This is a genomic window from Sphingobacterium sp. UME9, from assembly GCF_014170215.1.
In the GTDB taxonomy this organism is placed as follows: domain Bacteria; phylum Bacteroidota; class Bacteroidia; order Sphingobacteriales; family Sphingobacteriaceae; genus Sphingobacterium; species Sphingobacterium paramultivorum.
Window position 1 is genome coordinate 817,362 of sequence record NZ_LZZP01000003.1, and the last position, 19,265, is coordinate 836,626.

General features: G+C 39.8%; 23 protein-coding genes and 1 tRNA gene. 13 read left to right on the top strand and 11 right to left on the bottom strand.

Going from position 1 to position 19,265, the window contains the following annotated elements:
- Positions 1-140: 140 nt before the first annotated feature.
- On the bottom strand, positions 141-1,097 hold the full coding sequence (locus A9970_RS04910; protein WP_153845959.1) for a helix-turn-helix domain-containing GNAT family N-acetyltransferase: 957 nt from the start codon (positions 1,095-1,097) through the stop codon (positions 141-143).
- 174 nt (positions 1,098-1,271) lie between these two features.
- Here A9970_RS04910 and A9970_RS04915 point away from each other — a divergent pair, with 174 nt between their 5' ends.
- Together A9970_RS04915 and A9970_RS04920 are read left to right on the top strand one after the other, a co-directional pair.
- The gene (locus A9970_RS04915; RefSeq protein ID WP_153845960.1) at positions 1,272-2,051 is read left to right on the top strand and encodes a class I SAM-dependent methyltransferase; all 780 of its coding nucleotides are present in this window, start codon (positions 1,272-1,274) and stop codon (positions 2,049-2,051) included.
- A gap of 970 nt (positions 2,052-3,021) precedes the next feature.
- Entirely contained in the window at positions 3,022-3,351 is a 330-nt protein-coding gene (locus tag A9970_RS04920) for a YegP family protein (protein ID WP_182981524.1), read from the top strand.
- A gap of 189 nt (positions 3,352-3,540) precedes the next feature.
- Here the strand turns inward: A9970_RS04920 and A9970_RS04925 are convergent.
- Positions 3,541-3,614, bottom strand: a tRNA-His gene (locus A9970_RS04925).
- A gap of 202 nt (positions 3,615-3,816) precedes the next feature.
- Here A9970_RS04925 and A9970_RS04930 point away from each other — a divergent pair.
- Positions 3,817-4,377, top strand: a complete 561-nt coding sequence (locus A9970_RS04930) for a DUF4230 domain-containing protein (RefSeq protein WP_153845962.1) — start codon at positions 3,817-3,819, stop codon at positions 4,375-4,377.
- Between the two features lie 134 nt (positions 4,378-4,511).
- On the opposite strand, the gene A9970_RS04935 is transcribed toward A9970_RS04930, so the two are convergent.
- Positions 4,512-4,727 (bottom strand): hypothetical protein, encoded by a 216-nt coding sequence (locus tag A9970_RS04935; RefSeq protein WP_182981525.1) that lies wholly within the window; start codon positions 4,725-4,727, stop codon positions 4,512-4,514.
- 279 nt (positions 4,728-5,006) lie between these two features.
- Here A9970_RS04935 and A9970_RS04940 point away from each other — a divergent pair, with 279 nt between their 5' ends.
- Positions 5,007-5,210 carry a hypothetical protein gene (locus A9970_RS04940; protein WP_182981526.1) on the top strand — a complete coding sequence of 68 codons (204 nt, stop codon included), beginning with the start codon at positions 5,007-5,009 and terminating at the stop codon, positions 5,208-5,210.
- 62 nt (positions 5,211-5,272) lie between these two features.
- On the opposite strand, the gene A9970_RS04945 is transcribed toward A9970_RS04940, so the two are convergent.
- From A9970_RS04945 to A9970_RS04960, 4 genes are all read right to left on the bottom strand, one after another.
- Positions 5,273-5,524, bottom strand: coding sequence for a Rho termination factor N-terminal domain-containing protein (locus A9970_RS04945; protein WP_182981527.1), 252 nt, complete (start codon positions 5,522-5,524; stop codon positions 5,273-5,275).
- 87 nt (positions 5,525-5,611) lie between these two features.
- Positions 5,612-6,166, bottom strand: a complete 555-nt coding sequence (locus A9970_RS04950) for a type 1 glutamine amidotransferase domain-containing protein (RefSeq protein ID WP_182981528.1) — start codon at positions 6,164-6,166, stop codon at positions 5,612-5,614.
- A gap of 177 nt (positions 6,167-6,343) precedes the next feature.
- Positions 6,344-7,078, bottom strand: coding sequence for a metallophosphoesterase (locus A9970_RS04955; protein WP_182981529.1), 735 nt, complete (start codon positions 7,076-7,078; stop codon positions 6,344-6,346).
- A 1-nt stretch (position 7,079) separates the two neighbouring features.
- Positions 7,080-7,823, bottom strand: coding sequence for a nucleotidyltransferase (locus tag A9970_RS04960; RefSeq protein ID WP_182981530.1), 744 nt, complete (start codon positions 7,821-7,823; stop codon positions 7,080-7,082).
- A gap of 230 nt (positions 7,824-8,053) precedes the next feature.
- Here A9970_RS04960 and A9970_RS04965 point away from each other — a divergent pair, with 230 nt between their 5' ends.
- Together A9970_RS04965 and A9970_RS04970 are read left to right on the top strand one after the other, a co-directional pair.
- Positions 8,054-8,539 carry a DUF421 domain-containing protein gene (locus A9970_RS04965; protein WP_182981531.1) on the top strand — a complete coding sequence of 162 codons (486 nt, stop codon included), beginning with the start codon at positions 8,054-8,056 and terminating at the stop codon, positions 8,537-8,539.
- A 134-nt stretch (positions 8,540-8,673) separates the two neighbouring features.
- Complete coding sequence (locus A9970_RS04970; RefSeq protein WP_182981532.1) at positions 8,674-8,907, top strand: hypothetical protein; 234 nt, start codon at positions 8,674-8,676, stop codon at positions 8,905-8,907.
- Between the two features lie 33 nt (positions 8,908-8,940).
- Here A9970_RS04970 and A9970_RS04975 read toward each other — a convergent pair whose 3' ends face one another.
- The 3 genes from A9970_RS04975 to A9970_RS04985 form a co-directional block, all read right to left on the bottom strand.
- Positions 8,941-9,441 carry a hypothetical protein gene (locus tag A9970_RS04975; protein WP_182981533.1) on the bottom strand — a complete coding sequence of 167 codons (501 nt, stop codon included), beginning with the start codon at positions 9,439-9,441 and terminating at the stop codon, positions 8,941-8,943.
- Positions 9,442-9,684: 243 nt separating this feature from the next.
- A complete protein-coding gene (locus A9970_RS04980) occupies positions 9,685-10,176 on the bottom strand; it encodes a low affinity iron permease family protein (RefSeq protein WP_182332100.1) in 492 nt (163 codons plus the stop codon).
- A gap of 135 nt (positions 10,177-10,311) precedes the next feature.
- Entirely contained in the window at positions 10,312-11,190 is an 879-nt protein-coding gene (locus A9970_RS04985) for an AraC family transcriptional regulator (protein WP_182981534.1), read from the bottom strand.
- A gap of 167 nt (positions 11,191-11,357) precedes the next feature.
- Here A9970_RS04985 and A9970_RS04990 point away from each other — a divergent pair, with 167 nt between their 5' ends.
- The 7 genes from A9970_RS04990 to A9970_RS05020 all read left to right on the top strand — a co-directional run bounded on the left by A9970_RS04990 (position 11,358) and on the right by A9970_RS05020 (position 18,938).
- Positions 11,358-11,786, top strand: coding sequence for an L-rhamnose mutarotase (locus tag A9970_RS04990; RefSeq protein ID WP_259655330.1), 429 nt, complete (start codon positions 11,358-11,360; stop codon positions 11,784-11,786).
- A 45-nt stretch (positions 11,787-11,831) separates the two neighbouring features.
- Complete coding sequence (locus A9970_RS04995) at positions 11,832-12,878, top strand: alpha-L-fucosidase (protein WP_182981535.1); 1,047 nt, start codon at positions 11,832-11,834, stop codon at positions 12,876-12,878.
- A gap of 48 nt (positions 12,879-12,926) precedes the next feature.
- Positions 12,927-14,147, top strand: a complete 1,221-nt coding sequence (locus A9970_RS05000; RefSeq protein WP_182981536.1) for an enolase C-terminal domain-like protein — start codon at positions 12,927-12,929, stop codon at positions 14,145-14,147.
- A gap of 9 nt (positions 14,148-14,156) precedes the next feature.
- Positions 14,157-15,800: a sodium:solute symporter gene (locus A9970_RS05005; protein WP_182981537.1), complete on the top strand. Its 1,644-nt coding sequence runs from the start codon at positions 14,157-14,159 to the stop codon at positions 15,798-15,800.
- A 57-nt stretch (positions 15,801-15,857) separates the two neighbouring features.
- Positions 15,858-16,628 (top strand): SDR family NAD(P)-dependent oxidoreductase, encoded by a 771-nt coding sequence (locus tag A9970_RS05010; protein WP_182981538.1) that lies wholly within the window; start codon positions 15,858-15,860, stop codon positions 16,626-16,628.
- Between the two features lie 99 nt (positions 16,629-16,727).
- Positions 16,728-17,894, top strand: a complete 1,167-nt coding sequence (locus A9970_RS05015) for an alpha-hydroxy acid oxidase (protein WP_153845979.1) — start codon at positions 16,728-16,730, stop codon at positions 17,892-17,894.
- 384 nt (positions 17,895-18,278) lie between these two features.
- Positions 18,279-18,938: a DUF6266 family protein gene (locus tag A9970_RS05020; RefSeq protein WP_182981539.1), complete on the top strand. Its 660-nt coding sequence runs from the start codon at positions 18,279-18,281 to the stop codon at positions 18,936-18,938.
- Positions 18,939-19,039: 101 nt separating this feature from the next.
- Here A9970_RS05020 and A9970_RS05025 read toward each other — a convergent pair whose 3' ends face one another.
- A complete protein-coding gene (locus tag A9970_RS05025) occupies positions 19,040-19,210 on the bottom strand; it encodes a hypothetical protein (RefSeq protein ID WP_167512273.1) in 171 nt (56 codons plus the stop codon).
- Positions 19,211-19,265: the final 55 nt, after the last annotated feature.

A 19,265-nucleotide genomic window follows, 5' to 3' on the forward strand; every position in this document is an offset into this window, starting at 1 on the left:
ATAGACATGTACCAATTTAGCGAAAAGTATCACCTTTTATTTGAAAAATTAGTTAAACAAAAATGCTTCCCCAAAAAAGGGAAGCATTCATTCGCTTATCTGAGTTCGCTTATTCCAGTTTATGTTTCTACTGCTCAAGGCTATTTTTTTAAATCCAGTTCCATCTGGATATTACATCGTTGATAAGGACTTGGATAGCCGCTAATCTTTTGGAAACCCAACTTGTAATAGAGATTGATTGCAGGTTTCAAAATGGTGTTGCTCTCGAGAAACAGTTTTGATGCCCCTAAGGTTTTTGCTTCTTCAATAATTGCTCTTCCCAAAAGGTAGCCTATACTTTTGCCTTGCACTGTTGGGGATACCGCCATTTTTGCCAATTCATAGTCAAAATCGGGATGATTCATTTTAATAAGTGAGCATACACCTACAGGTTCATCGTTATAAAGAGCAACCATAATTTTACCCCCTTTTGCCAAAATATACTCCTCGGGATTGTCAAGTGCTTTATGGTCAGTTTCTTCCATTTCAAAATAGGTAGAAATCCATTCCTCATTCAAAGACTTAAATGCCAGGCGGTATGTTGAATTGTATGGAACAATGTTGACATCCTTACTTTCACGCATTTTCTTTTGTTCCTGAACGCGTTTCAACAAGGATTTTTGTTCAAGTAGAAATTCCCATTCAGCTAAAGCTTCCCATAGATTGTGCGTGGCTTCCTGGATAATCCCATCTATGGCGCGATCGATATCGATGCATTGAATTTTCATTCTTTCCCAAAGCATTTTTCCTTTATCGGTCAATGCAACCATATTTCGCCGTTTATCCACAGAGCGAAGGTTATCCTCTACAAGACCTGCGTTGATCATTTCTTTAACGATTTTAGTGACTGATGGCTGGGAGTGGCCAATCTCTGTTGCTATATCGGTAATTGTTTTTGAATCACCCTCAGACAAGATAAAGAAAACGGGAAACCACTTGGGCGCAAAATCAATCTGATAAAGCTCATGTAATCGGGCGGCCTCTTCTGTGATATTTGAAGCCATGTAGCGCAATCTGCTTCCTAATGCTATTTTTCCTGTTTTTTCAAATAGTTCCATTGTATTATAAGTAATTATATAACCAGTTATGTAAATGTAGGAAAATAATTTAAATGTTGTAAAATTTAAATTTTAAAATTCTGCTGAAACAAAAATATATCGTTGCTTTTTTCGTTATATTTCAATAAATTCAAAGCATAAAAAACCAGAACCCCTTAAAATAGACCGAAGGACATGAACGAGTTAGAAACTTATTTCCGAAATAATGATGCGAAGCTAATCAATAAATGGATGCATTATTTCGATGTATACGACAGACATTTTAGTCGTTTCAAAGACAAAGAGATCGTGGTGTTGGAAGTTGGGGTTTTTCAGGGCGGAAGTCTTCAGATGTGGAAGAACTATTTTGGTGATCGTGCGAAAATTTACGGTATCGACATCAATCCGCACTGTAAGGAACTCGAAGAAGAGAATGTAGAGATATTTATTGGTTCACAGTCGGACCGGAAGTTCCTACGCCAGGTAAAAGAATCCATTCCGCCGATCGATATATTGATCGATGATGGCGGCCATACGATGATACAACAGATTGTGACATTTGAGGAGCTTTTTGATCATGTGAAAGATAATGGCGTTTACCTTTGCGAAGATTTACATACATCTTATCAGGTATTTTATGGTGGTGGCCATAAAAGGAATGGTACTTTTATTGAATACAGTAAAAATTTTATTGATTACATCAATGCTTACCATTCCGAACAACGTGGACTGAAGGTCAATGGATTTACGCGTTCGGTAAGTTCCCTACACTACTATGATAGCATCTTGGTCGTGGAGAAGCATCGAAGGGATGAAGCGCCGATACATATGAAGACAGGAGCGGCGACAGTGAAAGATTTCAATGCGGCTCCCACAGGATTCGATGGATTAAAATGGAAGATTAAGAAACCTGCTTTGACCATGATTAACAAGTTGCTCCGTTTTTTCCGTATTGGCGGGTTTATGTGGCGTTAATAGTTTGTAGAGATAGCTCCTTTCATGTGTATTGTGTTGTTGTTATCTGAAAAAGATGCTTAAAACGTATTTTTCCCATCGTCACGGGGTAATAAAGGGTAAACGAGTCTTGAAAAATTATAAAATAGTTGAATTTGTAAACGGAAGGAATGATTATGGCAACATGTTTTATGCTTCAATAGATTACATTTGTAATGTAACAAAAACTACATCTACAAAAGATATACTTACCTCGCTTCGGTCTCCAAGAATCCGTCAAGTTCCGCCGGAGTGGGTAAGTTTCTTTACCCAATAATATATGTTCATTTATTCCTTTAGCACTGCAATATTTAATTAATTTGTAGTCTATCCTTTTTGATATTCACAGATTCTATTGTGTTAATGTTGGATGATCTTGCCGCAATATAATGCTCCATTTCGATTTTTCCGACGTAGATCCTCGGAATTTAGTTCGGCTTTCCTTTTAGAGAAGATTTAAGTAATATGTATGCTGTTAATATATGAGTGTCAAAAGTATAGTGGATATCATTTTATAGATTGGATAATTTGCTTTATTCCTTGCACGATTTAAATTTTTACTTATACTATTTGTTCACTTAGAATAAAAAACAATAGAAAATGAATTCAAGTCATTTTTTATTGTTTTTGAGGACTGATCAGATGAAAAAAATACTAGCCTAGTTGATAAATAAATTTGTAAACAAATGGAATGATTAGGATAATGAAAGAAAGGATTAATGAATTAGCTTTGTTCTTATTACGATATGGCAAAATTATTAGCTATAACATTTAATTTGCCTAGCTCCGGTTCCCAAAGAATCCGTCAAATAGGCTGCTAAAAATCCCACCGTGTCTGTATGAGTGGGATTTTTTATGTTTTATAATGAATTCCCTTGGATAGTATAACTTTTTTCAAATTGGATAAGGGGAATAATTTAAGGATACAATAAGAGTAAAATAGCACTAACGTATGGGAATATTTGAGATTACATTAACGAAATATGGCGAATATCAGTTTCAATTAATCGCAGACAATGGACAGGTAATTTTAAATAGTGAATGTTATATAACTAAAGAAAATTGTTTAAATAGCATTGCTTCCATCCGTAGAAATGCAAAAGATGATACTAAAATTAAGTGTAGAGCTATTAGTGGAAAACTCTATTTTGAGTTAACAGGGGATAATGGCCAGATCATAGGTAGTGGCCTAAAGTATGAAAGCTTGGCCAGTTTAATAAATGCAATTGAATTCGTCAGATCATTTTCTGAAACAGCATTGATCAATGACCGGACTCTTTAGTCATGTGTTTAATGATCTTAGGATAATATTTAATGTCCAATAATGTAGCCCTTTATTTTTCCTGAATGATCTACTTACAAAAACCTACTACATCGAACCGTATAGGTCAGTTCAGTTTTTTTGAATAGATTAGATTAACAAGGAGTTACAAGAAAACAAAAAAAGGCAAATCATTTGATCTGCCTTTTGGGTAAGTAATCGGGCTCGAACCGACGACCCCTAGAACCACAATCTAGTGCTCTAACCAACTGAGCTATACCTACCATGATTTTGATGTCACAAAAGTAGTATTATAGCTTATATGTTCCAAATGTTTTTTAAACTTTTTGACTAAACAATTGTCTATCAAAAGGTATAATTTTCAAGCATGTCCGTTTAGCGACCCTGGAGAATAATATTTAGGTAATATTTTCAGGTTAAATGCCTAAAAAAGCAGCTTGGTCTTTAATTTGTATACTATAGTTTATGGGAAAATTTTTAAAATTTTTAATTATCGTAGCCATTTTGGCAGTGGGCGCTTGGTTCGTGTATAAAAAATATAACAGCGGACCGACGGTGGAAAGCAAACATCAGTTGTTGGTGGATCGTATTGAAGCAATGGGAAAACTGGAATTGGTCAAATACCGATACAGCGATGTGGTGGAGCATAAAAACGTGAATACGTTTTTACCGGATGCAAGTGTATTGTTAATTGTCAAAGCAGATGCAGTAGGCTGTGTGAACCTTACAAAACTTAGTCCGGAAGATATCAAGGTGGTAGGGGATTCGGTTTCCATCAAATTGCCGGCTCCAGAAATCTGCTACATTAAGATCGATCATGAAGCATCCAAAGTCTATGATACCAAAATGGCTTTCTTGCGCGAAGCAGAGCTTGTGGATGAAGCTTACAAAGCTGCGGAAAAAGCTGTTGCTGATGATGTTAAGAAATCAGATATTCTGCAGCAAACCAAGGCCAACGCAACCACCGTGTTTAAACCGCTCTTACAGGGATTGGGGTTTTCGAAAATCAATCTGACTTTCGAATAAATTCAAAAAAAGCTAGGCAATGTTAACATTGCCTAGCTCTCTACAATACATCTAATCTCCGGCCATCTCTCGACGGGTGGATTTCATAATTATGCTATTATCAAGCAAAGAACAATAGCCAAGTTATATTCGTTTTACTTTTTTGTTGATGTATCGGGTTGTGGTGTTGGCGGGATTTCTCCACGGGATTCTGCAGATGTGGTATCGCGATATTGTATCGTCGTGGTATCGTTGGGAACGGAGTCCCGCATCAGTTCCTTTGATTTTTGATCATCAGTTTTAACGCCATTACATCCATAGGTTGCTAAGCAAATTAGACCGACGGTAATTAATTTTGTTGAGTTTTTCATATTATTTATTGTTTAATGATGGCATGCCGCTGCATACACTCAGCCGAAGAACAAAGGTCAAATCAAAATGGTTTCGGATTTTTAAATTAGCTATTATGATATAAAAAGAAAACACATCTTATATTATTATTTTTTAGGTAAATTACATTGCAAAAACTTTTTGCAATTGAGTACTGTCCTATGATCGAGAAAACCAATACAAAAAACACCGCTGGCCTTGTCCGATTTGGTTATCATGACATGCTTTTACATTAATTAAACAACAAAAAATACAGGAATATGGCTACAAAGAATGAAAACTGCGTTGTCGGGACCGAAATGGAAAAAAAGAAAAAGGTCAAGCTTGGAGTGAACGGGGATGCACTCCGGGATGTAAACGATAAGGATCAAGGAGATGCCGAGGCTGGTGTAGACCCGCAGGTGGATCAGCTCAATGACATGCCCAATGACCCTGCCGATAGGCCCAAGGAAAGGAAGAAATAAAAAAGACCTGCATTTGCTGCGGGTCTTTTTATAGTGGCCGAACCTATGCGTTAAAAACGGTTCTATTTTTTGCCCTGTTTGTCGATGGCTTTAATAAGTTCATCTTTTGTCATATCATGACGTCCTGTGATCTCCATTTTCTTTGCCATTTCCAAGAGCTCAGCTTTGGTTTTTTCGGAACTTCCCTTTTGTGAACTCTTAGACGCAGAAGCGCTTTTAGCAGTTGCTGGAGCTGATTTTTTTTCTTTGTTGCTGCTGTTGCCCTGCGATTGTCCTTTGGCAGTCGTATGGCTTGAACTTTTTGTTGTATTCATAATGTTCTGTTTTATTTGTTACTTATATGCTGAACATGTTGCAGCCACAAAAGGTTGGTCGTTTTAATACGTTATTGGATGGTACTATTACGCTTTGTTCTTTTTTTTCATAGCAAATGCTTTGATAATGGCTTTATTAAAAGCGGGTAAATCGTCGGGCGTGCGGCTCGTAATAAGTTTATCGTCAACGACGACGTTACTGTCTTCCCATAATCCGCCTGCATTAATCAGGTCCATTTGAATGGCTTCGACAGATGTTATTTTTCTATCACGTACCAAATCCGCATTAATAAGTAATTGTGGACCGTGACAAATTGCCGCGATCGGTTTATCGCGTTCCCAAAAAGCATTGATCAAAGCAATAGCAGTTTTATTGGTTCTCAATTTATCTGGGCTTATGACTCCGCCGGGTAGCAGCAATCCATCGTACTGATCCTCTTCTGCCTCCTGAAGAGCAACATCGACAGGATAATCATTTGACCATTCATCACCATTTTTTGCGCGAACTTTTCCTTTAGCCGGTGATAAAATATCTGTTTTGGCGCCTGCATTTTCCAGCGCTTCTTTGGGACTGGTTAATTCAATTTCTTCAAATCCATCGGCTACCAATATGGCAATCCGCTTATTTTTTAAATTTTCCATATCTAAAGTTTGTTTGTATTATATGTTTTGTGTTCTTAAAGGGAACGGATCTAAACCTATGAAGGTTTGAAATAAATTACCTTCGAGCTGGGGTTTGTCAGTTGCCATAATGTGAAGCTAAAGTTGATTTTGAATAAAAAGTATCGGATAAAGCTACACCAAATGAATAAAATTTAATTAAATATCGATAAGTGCAAAGCATGTATCGTCGCCATGATGAGCTTTCAATACAGGTACTGCCACATTATAAATCGGTATTCCGGCGGGGGATAGGGCTTTGAATTTTCCCGCATGCGCATGCCCATGAAAGGCAGCAGTAACTTTACGCCGCTGGAGCGGCTCCATTAAATGTGTTGAGCCTAAGAAAGGATAAATCTGTTCGGGTTCACCCAATACTGTTTCTGCGATAGGTGCATAATGGAGCAAAGCGACTTTTTTTATAGCTGCATGCTCTTGCTCTAACCTTGCCAAAGCGCGGTCCAGGAGCAATGATTCGTTAACAGCTTCCTGCACAAAACTTTTCATGGCATCTTCGCCGAACATCGATAACATATAACGGTCAAATCCTCCACCAAATCCTTTTATCCCAGCAAAACCAATATTTTCGATCACGATTGCTTCGCCGTCCAAAACCGTAATTTTACTGTCGGTCAAAATTTGGCGAATCTGTTTCTGCCGTCCCTTTTCATAATCGTGATTTCCTAATACGGCGAGGACCGGAACTTTGATGGATTGAAGTTCGGCAACGAGTAATTCAGCTTCTTCTTCATCACCCGTGTCGGTTAAATCACCACATAATAGCAGGACTTTTGCCTTTTCTGAAATCTCTTCAAATTTTGTTTTCCATTTTCCATGCTGATTAGCATTCATATGTATATCGCCCAAAGCGGCTATTGTTGTCTTTTTATTCATCTCAAACAGTTTTTATGGTATATGATTTATACGCCCATTCTTTAATATCGATCTCATATTGCGTCTGGTCGATGAGCGGTCCCAGGCAAACTTTCTCTAAGCAAGGAGGTAGTTCATATTGATCTGCTGCCCGCTTAATAAGCTGATCAAATAAGTCCTTTGGAAGAATATCGCGATAGTCATGCGGATAGGTAAACTGAAAGATGAGCATTTGAGCCAACAAGAGGTGCCAATGTTGATCCATCCGCGCCAATAAGCGATCCCAGTCCAGTTTCTTTCCATATTTTAGCCAAATATGGTTTATATCGGCGCTGTCGTGCCGCTCTCTGTTTTGCACATACAGTTTACACCAAACGAGTTCCTCTGCGGGTATATAACGTACTGTTGTATCAAACAACACTCCCTCAGGCCCCCTGTCAAACCAATCTTGTTCCACAGTACAATTGTGGTTAACACTATCAAAAATAATATCAATAAAGTAGGGGGGCTTGTAAATCTTGGCCAGCCATCTCACATCCGTCAGTTCTGTTTTATAACCGCTAGCGGCAAAATGTTTGAGAATTTTTGGGTATTCGCTGCTTTTGCAAAAAATATCCATATCCTTCGTAGGCCGTATGATCCCAGTGTAGTGAAACATGGCCAAACCACCACCTACCATAAATTGACATCCGTTCTCCTGCAGCAGCCTCAATGTATCCTGAAAGAAAGCCAAGCAATCCTCAGGTGGATTATCTAAATGAATCATATTGTCTACTTTTCCTTAAAGACAGTCAAATAAATGAAGTAGTTTGTTGATAGTCAATGAAAACGTATTATCCACCTGTTTAATAGGTAAAAGTACTCAATTTAAAAATTGTTGGAACTCGGAGGGCTCTTATCGATGTTCTGAAATAAAATGTTCTGAAATAAAGTAAAGGCTCATTGCCCGATGAAGTATGGATGGGCGTATAACAAAGATATAAAAACAGCATAAATATGGACAGTTTTTTTGGCTCTGGTGAGGATCTCACGATGTTACAGATGGGATCGCGCGCGTTTATTATGTTTATTATAGCGCTTTTTTTGGTTCGATTAGGAGGAATTCGAATTCTGGGTCGAAAGTCGGGGGTGGATTTCGTAATCATTATTATGCTAGGTGCAGTGTTGGCTAGAGGAGTAGTTGGCGCCTCGCCGTTCCTGTCAACGGTGTTTGCAGGCTTTGTAATGATTATTGTCAATAAAATCCTGGCCCAGGTATCGGCCCGGCTTCCCTATTTGGGTAATATGGTAAAAGGTAAGCCGGCTGTTTTATACAAGAACGGTAAAATCCAATGGGATCAGATGGATCGACTGGGGGTAAGTCGCACAGATCTACTGACGAGCTTGCGGCTAGAAACAAACAGCAAGCACCTCGATGAAGTTGATATGGCTTTGATGGAACCGAATGGTCGAATAAGCTTTACACTCAAGGAAAGAAAATAAATACTTAACAGGTAACTTTTCCTTGGTAAAACTAAACTTCTACGTCAAAAAGGATCACCTGAATCAAAGCCTGTTGACACTCCGCATAGCTAAACTGGGAAGGGTTAAAGAAGAATAAATTAAAAATATAGATTATGATTAAATACGTGTATTTGGCCATCGCATTTGCTGCAACAGCAATATCTTGCGATAATAGCGCTAATAATGGAGGAGAGGAAACTAAGATAGACACCGTAGTCAACCAAAATGGTCTACCCTTGGACAATATTCACCGAAGCCGTGGAAAAGATACGACAAAAAATGAGGATGGGAGCGCAAAAGAAGGGGTGCCATTAGACAATTTGGATCGCGATAAAAGGGCGGATTGACCTGGTTGTATCTTTTCGAACAATGGCGCAAAATTATTTACTTCCAGAACGATAATAGATCCAACCCGGCAACTGTTCCAATGGGTTTGGTATTTTCAGATCTACAAGTGTATTCAACCCTAGTCCTTGGGCTAATTTTCCGAATGCATCTAAGTCATGAACTGGGTAGAATATCGCGTGCTCATTGGGCATATCCACATTCCCTTGTAACCAGCGGTAGCCCTCGGCATGTAGATTATCGATAAAGGTATCAGTAATAACGTCCAGGTAATGCATCATTTTGTTGATCCAGATAAGTTCATCCCTCGATCGTGTCGGATAGTGTTCGTGTACGTATTCGAGAATCAGTTGTTCGCCCTCCATGTCCCAGCCATCGCGAATCATCGCTAGACCCATAGACCGCACTTCTTCCTGATAAAAATCCAGCCCATAACTCATTTTAATTTCGCCCGCAATAGGGCTTTCTTCAATTTTAGCACGTAGCGCCATTTGTCTATTAAGAAGTTCATGTATGTAGTCGAATGTTTGTTCCATGGTATTATGAGAATTAACGAAGGACAGAGCATTAGTGACTTTGTCTTCCGGAGTGAATGAATGGAATAAATATGTTTTTATTTTAATGTCGGTTTGGGTACTTTTTTCTTGATTGCTGGCGATGGCTCATTGGGTGTAATGCGCATATCACTTATCGAAGGATCTGAAGGCTGCATATTTTTAATTTGATCAAGATGTTTTCAAATACGGGGATTTATTTTTTATCATCCATAATTTGAAATGCTAATCCGTCTTGTCTGTTCTATTATCGTCTGATGCGTCGTGTCTTTCTTTTCGAGCCTTCATTTTAAAAGCGTGATTTTCCTTTGCGGCATCAATTGAGTGTGTGCAGGTAAGATCACTTTCCTGAAGCGCCAGTTTAGCGACGTGGGCATAAAATTTCGCAAGCTGATCAAGCTCTTCTTCACTGAGATCTTCCAAATTAACCATTCGGTTGCTGGTGCCCTCGTGAGAGGCAATCAATTCATTGAGCTTAAGATGGATTGCCTTTGAATCTTTATTCTGCGATTTTTGAATAAGAAATACCATTAGAAAAGTAACAATTGTCGTACCTGTATTGATGACCAATTGCCAGGTTTCAGAGTAGTTAAATATGGGACCACTCACTGCCCAAATGATAACTGTAGAGGTTGCAATAATAAATGCTGCTGAACTACCAGTTGCGTGTGTCGCCCAGTTTGAGAACCGTTCAAATAAGTTTTTTCTCTTTTTCATCGCTAAACTTTAAGTTTCTATAGAGACCCCACTGAAACCGAATTTGTTTGCATTTATTAGCTTTATCTTAAAAGATAAGTTTTTCAAAGGTTTGTCTGCTCCATAGCTAAGAATGACCTACCTGCTTTGTTGCTACTATCGTATTTGAGATTTGTACTGACTAGGTGTGACTCCTTTAATTGACTTGAAAATTTTATTAAAGTTTGAAAGGCTATTGAAACCACAGGCATAAGCAATGTGCGTGATTTGATGCTTATTTTCAACGATCAATCTACAGGATTCGCTAATGCGCACCTCATTGACAAACTGGACGAAGGTTTTCTGCGTACGGGATTTGAAGTAACGGCAAAAGGAATGTTTCGACATATTAGATAGCTGCGCAACTTGATCCAATTGAATTTCTCCAGTATAGTTGTTAAATACGAATTTAAAGATGCTGTCAATTTTACTATTGTCAATAGGACTATAGTTGTGGGTGTATCCCGCGCTGGAGAGGTAATCAAATTCATCTGTTGATAACATCAATTCGATAATCTCCAATAACAAAATGGTTTTCTCAAAGCCATAATCCAGCTGTACGATCTTTTTTAGCTTTACCTTCAATTGTTCCTTTGTTGCGCCACGGAATAGGAGACCACGTTTTGAGGCCGAAAAGAATGCTTCGATTTTGTGTGTCTGAAAGAAATGCCCTAAAACTTTAATCATTAATTTAGGTTCTATATACAAGGCCAAAGAGCGGGATGTCTTTGTCTCCGCAATAGCAGAGCCTGGGCAATTTATATTGTTATTGTGCCAGACATGTGGCAGATCGGGTCCTACAAAAGTGAGTTCATCAGAAGCAAAGTTACTCACATTATCTCCAATAATCCGTTTTCCCTCACTTTCCACAATATAGGTCATCTGACAGGCGCTATGAAAGTGAAATTCGGTGGAGAAGAATGGTCGCTGCACATCCTTGGTCGCAAAAGTCGTAATAGCTGCACCTTCCAGAATTTTTGCAAAAACAGGTTTCATGCGTTTGGTTATTTTAATTAAGAACAAGCAAGATAGCTTATTTTGTCCTAAAAATAAGTAAACAGAGGTGAAAATGTTAATATAGTGGGAGAAATGAGCAATCTAGCAGTAGTCACGGTACTGTTAAGCACGTAATTTCGAATAGTATAAAATAACGTGCAGAACTTATGAATCCTAAATTATATCCTTATAACATCATGATCGTCTTTGTCGTACTTTGTGCGACAGCCTTTCGGTCTGCAGAAAGAAGTCGCCCTGTGACTCGCTACGCATCTATAACAGGATTAAAAGCAGAGAAAGTAGCTTATTATAAGAAACTTCATGCCAAGGTTTGGCCCACAGTACTTCAAAAGATTAAGGCATGTCATATCCGCAATTATTCTATTTTTTTGAAGGAAATAGATGGTAAATTTTTTCTTTTCAGCTATTTCGAATATGTAGGACAAAATTTCAAGCTTGATATGCAGAAGATGGCGTCCGATCCAGAGACACAGCGTTGGTGGAAAGAAACGGATCCTTGTCAGCAACCCCTGTCCGATGCACAGGAGAAAGGGGAAATATGGTCTGGTATGGCGGAGGTATTCCATACGAAATAAAGAAAGAAAAAGAATGAATGCTGTAATAACCAACATTATATAACCATGAGAAAGAAATTATTATTTATTTTGGCACTTGCTGTATTGGGAACAAATCTCTGTGCTCAGACAAAGACTATTGTACCTGTTCCATCGATACATCCCAATGCTTATCAGCGGGAGCAAATTGACCGAAAATATGGTATGTTCGTTCATTTTGGCATGAATACATTTCATGACCAGGAGTGGACAGACGGATCTAAACCCGCTAGCTCGTATGCACCATCGGCTATTGAGGTTAAACAGTGGGTTTCGACAGCAAAGGACGCTGGGATGAAGTACATGATTTTGGTTACGAAACATCATGAAGGTTTTTGTTTATGGGATAGTAAGTATACGGACTACGATGTGGCGAGTTCTTCAAACGCGACAAATGTTGTGCAGGAGCTTGCTAAAGAATGCGCCAAACAGGGGATGCGCCTTGGTTTATATTATTCTTTATGGGACCGAAAGCAGAATCCCAATGTAAAAGACATGTCTGCAGATGCAGCATATAATCAATATATGTTGAACCAGCTTAATGAGTTAGTTGATATAACCAAAAAGTATACAGATATCGTTGAGCTTTGGCTGGACGGTGGCTGGGAAAAAGAGAACTATCGATGGCCCACGCAGGCGATTTACAATTTGATCAAGAAAAAGGTTCCCGGATGTCAAATTGGTATAAACTGGAGTGTAGGATCACCTGAGAACACAGACAAACACATTGTTTTGCCGAAGGATCAGCAGAATTATTATCCTATACGTTACTTTCCAAGTGATTTTAGGCTAGGCGATCCTTACCTTCCAGTCGATCCTGACCCTAAGCTTTTTATGGCCCAGGGGAATACGTATTATATGCCTTTTGAGACAACAGTGGTACTTGGAGAACGCTGGTTTTATAATACCACGGACAAGAAGTATAAGTCTTTGGAAGAGCTTGCGGGGATTTATCAGACCGCAACAGCACAAGACAATATCCTGATCTTAAACGTTGGTCCCAATCGGATGGGACGCATAAAGGATTCGGATGTTGATATTTTGCGCAAATTAAAAGATAAGTTAAAGTTGTAATTCAAAATAGATTAACCTAAACACTAAAAACAAGTACGTTAAGATTTTATGATAAAGACGTTTGATATTCAGGATCGGAGATTTCCTTTGGCTACAGGTGCGGGCAGTGATGCGATTCACAAGGATCCGATCTATTCTTATGCCGTGACTCGATTGGCAGATGATAAGGGGCGCGTAGGGACAGGTTTGGCTTTTACACTGGGTGCAGGAAATGAGTTGGTCTGTCGTGCCGCAGCATTTTATGCCGAACGATTGAAAGGGATTCCAATTGAAGATCTTATGGCAGATTTTGGTCAATTGTTTAATAAGTTGAGCAACGAACAGCAATTTCGTTGGTTGGGTCCCCATAAAGGTATCGTTCATTTGGCCCTAGCTTCGGTAACAAATGCCTGTTTCGACCTCTGGGCTAAAACAAGAGGAGTTCCACTTTGGAAGTTGTTAACCGACCTCAGCGCTGAAGAGATTGTCAATACGTTGGATCTTTCCTATTTGGAAGATGAATTTACAAAGGCTGAAGCCATCAGCCTGCTGGAGTCGACTATCTCAACTGGTCATAAAAGAATGGACATTATTGAAAAGGGCTATGCGGGCTACGACACATCAGTAGGCTGGTTTAACTATTCTGATGAAAAAGTACGGGAGAATTGTAAACGCGCTTTAGACAACGGTTTCTCCGCAATGAAACTCAAAGTAGGCAGTGAAGATCCATTACGGGATATTCGTCGTGCGCATATTGTACGGGAGGTTGCGGGTGATGAAGCCAAAGTAATGCTCGATGCGAATCAGCAATGGACGCTACCTCAGGCGCTATCCATCTGTCAAGAGCTTAAAGAGATGAACCCTTTTTGGGTTGAGGAGCCAACACATCCCGACGACATTGTTGGGCATAAGCGCTTAGCCGAGCACATTGCGCCTATAAAAGTTGCCATGGGTGAGCATGTGCCGAACCGCATCTTGTTTAAAAATTATCTTCAAATGGGTGCGGCGGGATTTGTACAGGTGGATGCTGTTCGGGTCGGCGGTGTGAGCGAGTTTATTTCAGTGAGTCTACTTTGTCGAAAATATAATATTCCCGTTGTGCCGCATGTCGGTGATATGGGGCAGCTTCATCAGCATCTTGTTTTGTTTAACCATATAAGCCTAGGGCATGAGGCTTTGTTTTTGGAGCATATTCCACACCTAAAGTCTCATTTTGTACATCCTGTGTCTATAGCGAATGGCGTGTACCGTACCCCAATGGATGTTGGAAGCAGTTGTGATTTGTTATAAGTTGACGTTATGTTAGGAAATTTAGATTTAGGTATCGCCATCTTTTATATTGTGTTGATTTTGGTTGTCGGCATATTGGCTGGCTCAGGGCGATTTAAGAAAGTAAAGGAAATAAGCGCTGAGGGGTATTTTTTGGCTGGAAAGACACTCCGGTGGCCGGCCATTGGGTTGGCGCTTTTTGCAACTAATATTTCAACGGTACATCTGGTTAGTTTGGCACAGAGCGGATTTGATACAGGCTTGCTTAACGGCAACTTTGAATGGATGGCTGCCTTTACTTTAATCTTACTGGCGCTTTTTTTTGTGCCATTTTACCTCAAATCGGGTGTTACAACCTTGCCCGACTTTCTGGAACGGCGTTATGATCGTGCCAGCAGAGATTGGCTCACGTTTATATCCATACTATCGGCCATTGTTATTCATATCGCTTTTTCGATGTTGGCCGGAGGGATTGTGCTGCGAACACTTTTTGGATTTAATATGTATTTGAGTATTACGGTAATCTGTGTGATAACTGGAATATATACGATATTGGGCGGATTGCGCGCTGTTGTGGTGACGGAATCTATCCAGACAATTGTGTTGCTTGCTGGGGCTTTTATTATCAGTTTTGCAGCTTTTGACAAGATGGGCGGTTGGATGCCGATGAAAGCTGTTCTGGTAGAGGATAATGCCCTTGATCGTCTTTCTATGCTCCGTGGTAGCAACGATGGAAGTGGAATGCCTTGGTATGCCGTATTGTTTGGCTATCCGATTTTGGGTATCTGGTATTGGTGTGCCGATCAGACGATTGTTCAGCGTGTTTTAGGAGCTAAGGACGAAAACCATGGACGTGTGGGCGCCCTTTTTTGTGGTTTTCTGAAAATCTTGCCAGTATTTATTTTTGTGCTTCCCGGGCTATTTGCGTATACCCTGTTTAAAACAGGTCAATTGGATTTAAGCAGTCTTGGCGTAGACCATCAAGGGCAGGTCAATTCAAAAGGTATCTATACACTCATGATTACCCAACTTTTGCCTTCGGGATTGATCGGTGTGTTGGTAGCGGCGCTCTTATCGGGTTTAATGAGTCAGATATCGGGTGCGCTAAATTCGATATCGACCATGGTGAGTTACGATATCTTTAAACAGCGGCGCCCTGCTGCTTCTGATGGGCAGCTGATTCGTATCGGGAAAATTGCCGCAGTTATTGCCATGGGATTTTCCCTGGCTCTTTTACCGCTATTGGATCGCTATGAGAGTATTTTTTATGGCATAAATGATGTGATTGCACATATTGCACCACCAATAACCTGCGTATTTCTTTTAGGTGTGTTTTGGAAAGGGGCATCGGCAACAGCTGCAAAACTTACCTTGTGGATAGGTTCTGTTTTGGGGGTTGCCGTATTTTTGCTGAATAAGCTGCTACCTGACTCGTGGGTAGGACAGACTCCATTTATGATGATGGCTTTCTATTTGTTTTTGATCTGTATGTTACTTCAGGTTTTGTTATCGTATAAGTATCCCGTGCAGCATACTGCACAAAGTCGGGATTTGTACTGGAAGAACCCTATGGATCCACTTCGGGGTAAAGCCTGGCCGGGTATCGGGAATTACCGTATTTTGTCGACATTGCTGTTAGCTATTGTCGTGCTTTTATATGTAATTTTCAACTAATTTTTAATTTGTTCCGATTCTTTGGAACTTGATGCTAAATACAAGAATAATAAAAACGTGAAAATCTTAGAAGATAAAATAATATTGATTACAGGAGGAAGTGCTGGAATCGGTTTGGAATGTGTAAAAGCCTATGTCAAAGCAGGGGCAAAGGTGGCCTTTATTGGTCTCGATCAAGTATCGGTAGATGCAACAGCCGAACTGATCGGCGCGCCACATATTGGTATCTGTGTGGATGTTACGCAAGCCCGAGAAGTTGATTTGGCCATCCAAAAGACTGTTGCTGTTTTTGGGCGGCTTGATGCAATCCATAACAATGCTGGTCTGGCAAGCCCGTCAAAGCCTTTGCATGAAACTACGGACGATGAATGGACAAGGTTGCTGGAAACCAACATGAAAAGTGTTCTTCTGACTACACGGTATGGTTATCCTCATTTAAAGAAATCTGCTGGTTGTATTCTAAATACGAGCAGTTTAGTGGGGGATATTGGCCAGGAGAACCATGCGGCATATGCCGCCACAAAGGGTGCTATCAACGCGTTGACAAAATCTATGGCCATAGATTATGCACCTGTCGGTATTCGTGTCAATTCGGTAATGCCTGCAGCTGTTATGACACCCATGCTCAACAAATGGACCCTGGAGCAAGCGCATCCAACACAGGTTTTTGACTTTTTGAAGGATATTCATTTGCTGGGATACTGTCCTGAGGGCGATGTCATTGCCGACGCCTGTGTGTTTCTGCTGTCAAACCAAGCACGCTTTATCACAGGGGTAAATCTACCTGTAAGTGGTGGTGCTGAATTGGGGTATCGCAGAAATGTATGACAGATTTTTTTATATTAGCTACAATTAGCTTGCATTTGAAATGCAATTTATCTAAGTTTGGCGCGCAGTCATAGACTGTTTATAAATAATACATCAATCATGAGCCAGAAATTTATATATAATACACGTTATCCTTCTGTTGAAGATCTAAAGATTAAAGCAAAGAAAAGGATTCCCCGATTTGCATTTGATTATCTGACCGGAGGTGCAAATGAAGAATTGAACCTTGCCAGAAATGAGAATGATTTTGATAATATTCTGTTGAAGCCGCAATATCTGCTTGCGAGTGAAGAAATAGACCTGTCTGTAGAATTATTCGGTCGTCGTTACAGTGCACCTTTTGGTGTTTCACCTATTGGGCTTCAGGGGTTGATGTGGCCGAATGCACCGGAGATTCTTGCGAAAGCGGCAGCAAAAAATGATATTCCCTATATTTTGAGTACAGTATCAACAAGTAGTATTGAACGTATTGCCGAGGTATCTGATGGGAAAGCCTGGTTTCAGCTCTATCATCCTACGGAAAACAGGTTGCGCGATGATATTATTAAACGTCTGGAGGCTGTTGAATGTCCGGTATTGGTAGTTCTGGTGGATGTGCCTGCTTTTGGACTTCGTTATCGTGAAATAAAAAGCGGATTGTCTATGCCGCCTAAAATGAGTATCGCCAATATCTTGCAAACCTTTGCCTGTCCGACTTGGGGTATAGAAACATTAAGACATGGAATTCCTTCTTTTGCAACATTGAAACCTTATATGGAAAAGGGACTTGATTTAGCGCAGCTGGGGCAGTTTATGAACAGGACATTTACGGGTAAAGTTGATGTTGAGAAAATTAAAGCTATTCGGGATCTTTGGAAAGGGCCATTGGTGCTTAAAGGGATTGCCACCGATGAAGATATGCAGGCTGCTATCGCATTGGGTGTTGATGGAGTCATTGTGTCAAATCATGGTGGACGACAGCTCGATGCAAGTGAATCTTCGATCAATTCATTGATCCACTTGGCGAGCAACCCAGAATATAAAAAGAAAATAAAAATCATGTTAGATGGTGGTATTCGATCGGGGGTTGACCTTGCGCGGGCACATGCAGTTGGATCAGATTTCAATTTTATGGGAAGACCATTTATGTATGGCGTTGGCGCATTGGGCAATGAAGGTGGGGAACATACAATCAATATGTTTAAGACGCATTTGTTTCAGGTTATGAAGCAATTGAGTCTTTCAAAGATCGAAGATTTTCCAAAACGTCTGCAGGCTGTCCTATAACTGCAGTAGCAGGTCGAGTTTTCGATCCAGCTTTGGGGTGGCAATCAGACCTACGATAAAAAGAAGAAGATGTCTCTTATGTTTGTATTAAGCAAATGTAGGAGACATTTTTTTTGCTTTATAGGTTCGCATGAAAGGCCGTCGGCTTTTACCTTTTCTCCTTTAGTTCTTCGATGCAACAGATGGTAACCAAATTCTACTTTTAAACAGTGCTTGTTCAGTGCTCGTTCAGTGATTGTTCAGTGCTTGCTCAATGAAGACTGAATAAACAGTGACTAATTACTGTCTAAGTATTGATTGAAAACTGTTGTTTGTTATAATTTGGTATGCGTATGTTACCGTATTAATGTTTATCTTTATTATCTATAACATAATCAATTAATTATGGCAATCATCAAAAATGGTGTAAATGGAACTGTTTCCGGGAAAGCAGGTTCTGTTGTGTTTGTGTCGACTAAAACGGGAAATTATGTACGATCTCTCCCTAGCGTTAAAAAACGGGAGCCGACTCCTGAGCAATTGCTGAGTAGAAAACGCTTCAAAATTGTGAGGTCACATATTAGCCAATTAAAACCGATCATCAATATGGGTTATAAAGCGTACAGCTATCCTAAACGGGCATACGATGTCGCGATGTCCTATAATTTGAACGAAGCGCTTATCCGGGAAGAAAACGGTTTTGTCGTTGATTGGACAAAATTTATGATTGCCAAAGGAAGCCCCAATCCCATTACTTCCTACACAATGGATTTCGATCAAGAAAACCAAGTGCTTCTGGTCACCTGGGAATATGATGCCTATCTGGAGGAAAAGTTTGACACGGGATCTTACGATTCGTTCTTAATCCTGTATAATGCAGCGGATAACGGGGGTGGATATCCACTTGTGATGAACGATTTGAAAAGCAGCTTAATGTCTGGCAAACAGACTGTTGAAATTCCAAAACATAGAAAGGAAACGACCTATGAGGTATATATCTTTTTTATCGAGAGTTATGGTGGAGGGAATACAGATAGCCTGCACTTGGGTACGCTAAAGGTTTGAGTATAAATATGGATGACACGATCGTGTATTATAAAATTGCATAAAAAAGGGGCAATCCAAACTTGGATAGCCCCTTCCTTTTGTCTACTATTGGAAATAGTTTACCAGTCGATATTTCTATTATCTGTTGATCCTACTTCCCATTGTTCGTTTACTTTACCGCTGTTGGCATCTTCTGGTCTGGCGTAGGCCGAACCAGCTGCAATACCTTGCTCAAGTTCGATTGTCGTTGTATTAATTTTGGGGGCGATGTATGCTAATTTCTTTTCCATAATAGCTGTTTTTATCTTGCTGTTTTTTATGTTATACGCAGCAAGTTTTAGTTTT

What these genes read in the sequence shown, in the direction of transcription:
- A9970_RS04910 (WP_153845959.1), bottom strand. Translation starts at nt 1,097, where the DNA reads ATGGAACTATTTGAAAAAACAGGAAAAATAGCATTAGGAAGCAGATTG.
- A9970_RS04915 (WP_153845960.1), top strand. Translation starts at nt 1,272, where the DNA reads ATGAACGAGTTAGAAACTTATTTCCGAAATAATGATGCGAAGCTAATC.
- A9970_RS04920 (WP_182981524.1), top strand. Translation starts at nt 3,022, where the DNA reads ATGGGAATATTTGAGATTACATTAACGAAATATGGCGAATATCAGTTT.
- A9970_RS04930 (WP_153845962.1), top strand. Translation starts at nt 3,817, where the DNA reads ATGGGAAAATTTTTAAAATTTTTAATTATCGTAGCCATTTTGGCAGTG.
- A9970_RS04935 (WP_182981525.1), bottom strand. Translation starts at nt 4,727, where the DNA reads ATGAAAAACTCAACAAAATTAATTACCGTCGGTCTAATTTGCTTAGCA.
- A9970_RS04940 (WP_182981526.1), top strand. Translation starts at nt 5,007, where the DNA reads ATGGCTACAAAGAATGAAAACTGCGTTGTCGGGACCGAAATGGAAAAA.
- A9970_RS04945 (WP_182981527.1), bottom strand. Translation starts at nt 5,524, where the DNA reads ATGAATACAACAAAAAGTTCAAGCCATACGACTGCCAAAGGACAATCG.
- A9970_RS04950 (WP_182981528.1), bottom strand. Translation starts at nt 6,166, where the DNA reads ATGGAAAATTTAAAAAATAAGCGGATTGCCATATTGGTAGCCGATGGA.
- A9970_RS04955 (WP_182981529.1), bottom strand. Translation starts at nt 7,078, where the DNA reads ATGAATAAAAAGACAACAATAGCCGCTTTGGGCGATATACATATGAAT.
- A9970_RS04960 (WP_182981530.1), bottom strand. Translation starts at nt 7,823, where the DNA reads ATGATTCATTTAGATAATCCACCTGAGGATTGCTTGGCTTTCTTTCAG.
- A9970_RS04965 (WP_182981531.1), top strand. Translation starts at nt 8,054, where the DNA reads ATGGACAGTTTTTTTGGCTCTGGTGAGGATCTCACGATGTTACAGATG.
- A9970_RS04970 (WP_182981532.1), top strand. Translation starts at nt 8,674, where the DNA reads ATGATTAAATACGTGTATTTGGCCATCGCATTTGCTGCAACAGCAATA.
- A9970_RS04975 (WP_182981533.1), bottom strand. Translation starts at nt 9,441, where the DNA reads ATGGAACAAACATTCGACTACATACATGAACTTCTTAATAGACAAATG.
- A9970_RS04980 (WP_182332100.1), bottom strand. Translation starts at nt 10,176, where the DNA reads ATGAAAAAGAGAAAAAACTTATTTGAACGGTTCTCAAACTGGGCGACA.
- A9970_RS04985 (WP_182981534.1), bottom strand. Translation starts at nt 11,190, where the DNA reads ATGAAACCTGTTTTTGCAAAAATTCTGGAAGGTGCAGCTATTACGACT.
- A9970_RS04990 (WP_259655330.1), top strand. Translation starts at nt 11,358, where the DNA reads ATGAATCCTAAATTATATCCTTATAACATCATGATCGTCTTTGTCGTA.
- A9970_RS04995 (WP_182981535.1), top strand. Translation starts at nt 11,832, where the DNA reads ATGAGAAAGAAATTATTATTTATTTTGGCACTTGCTGTATTGGGAACA.
- A9970_RS05000 (WP_182981536.1), top strand. Translation starts at nt 12,927, where the DNA reads ATGATAAAGACGTTTGATATTCAGGATCGGAGATTTCCTTTGGCTACA.
- A9970_RS05005 (WP_182981537.1), top strand. Translation starts at nt 14,157, where the DNA reads ATGTTAGGAAATTTAGATTTAGGTATCGCCATCTTTTATATTGTGTTG.
- A9970_RS05015 (WP_153845979.1), top strand. Translation starts at nt 16,728, where the DNA reads ATGAGCCAGAAATTTATATATAATACACGTTATCCTTCTGTTGAAGAT.
- A9970_RS05020 (WP_182981539.1), top strand. Translation starts at nt 18,279, where the DNA reads ATGGCAATCATCAAAAATGGTGTAAATGGAACTGTTTCCGGGAAAGCA.
- A9970_RS05025 (WP_167512273.1), bottom strand. Translation starts at nt 19,210, where the DNA reads ATGGAAAAGAAATTAGCATACATCGCCCCCAAAATTAATACAACGACA.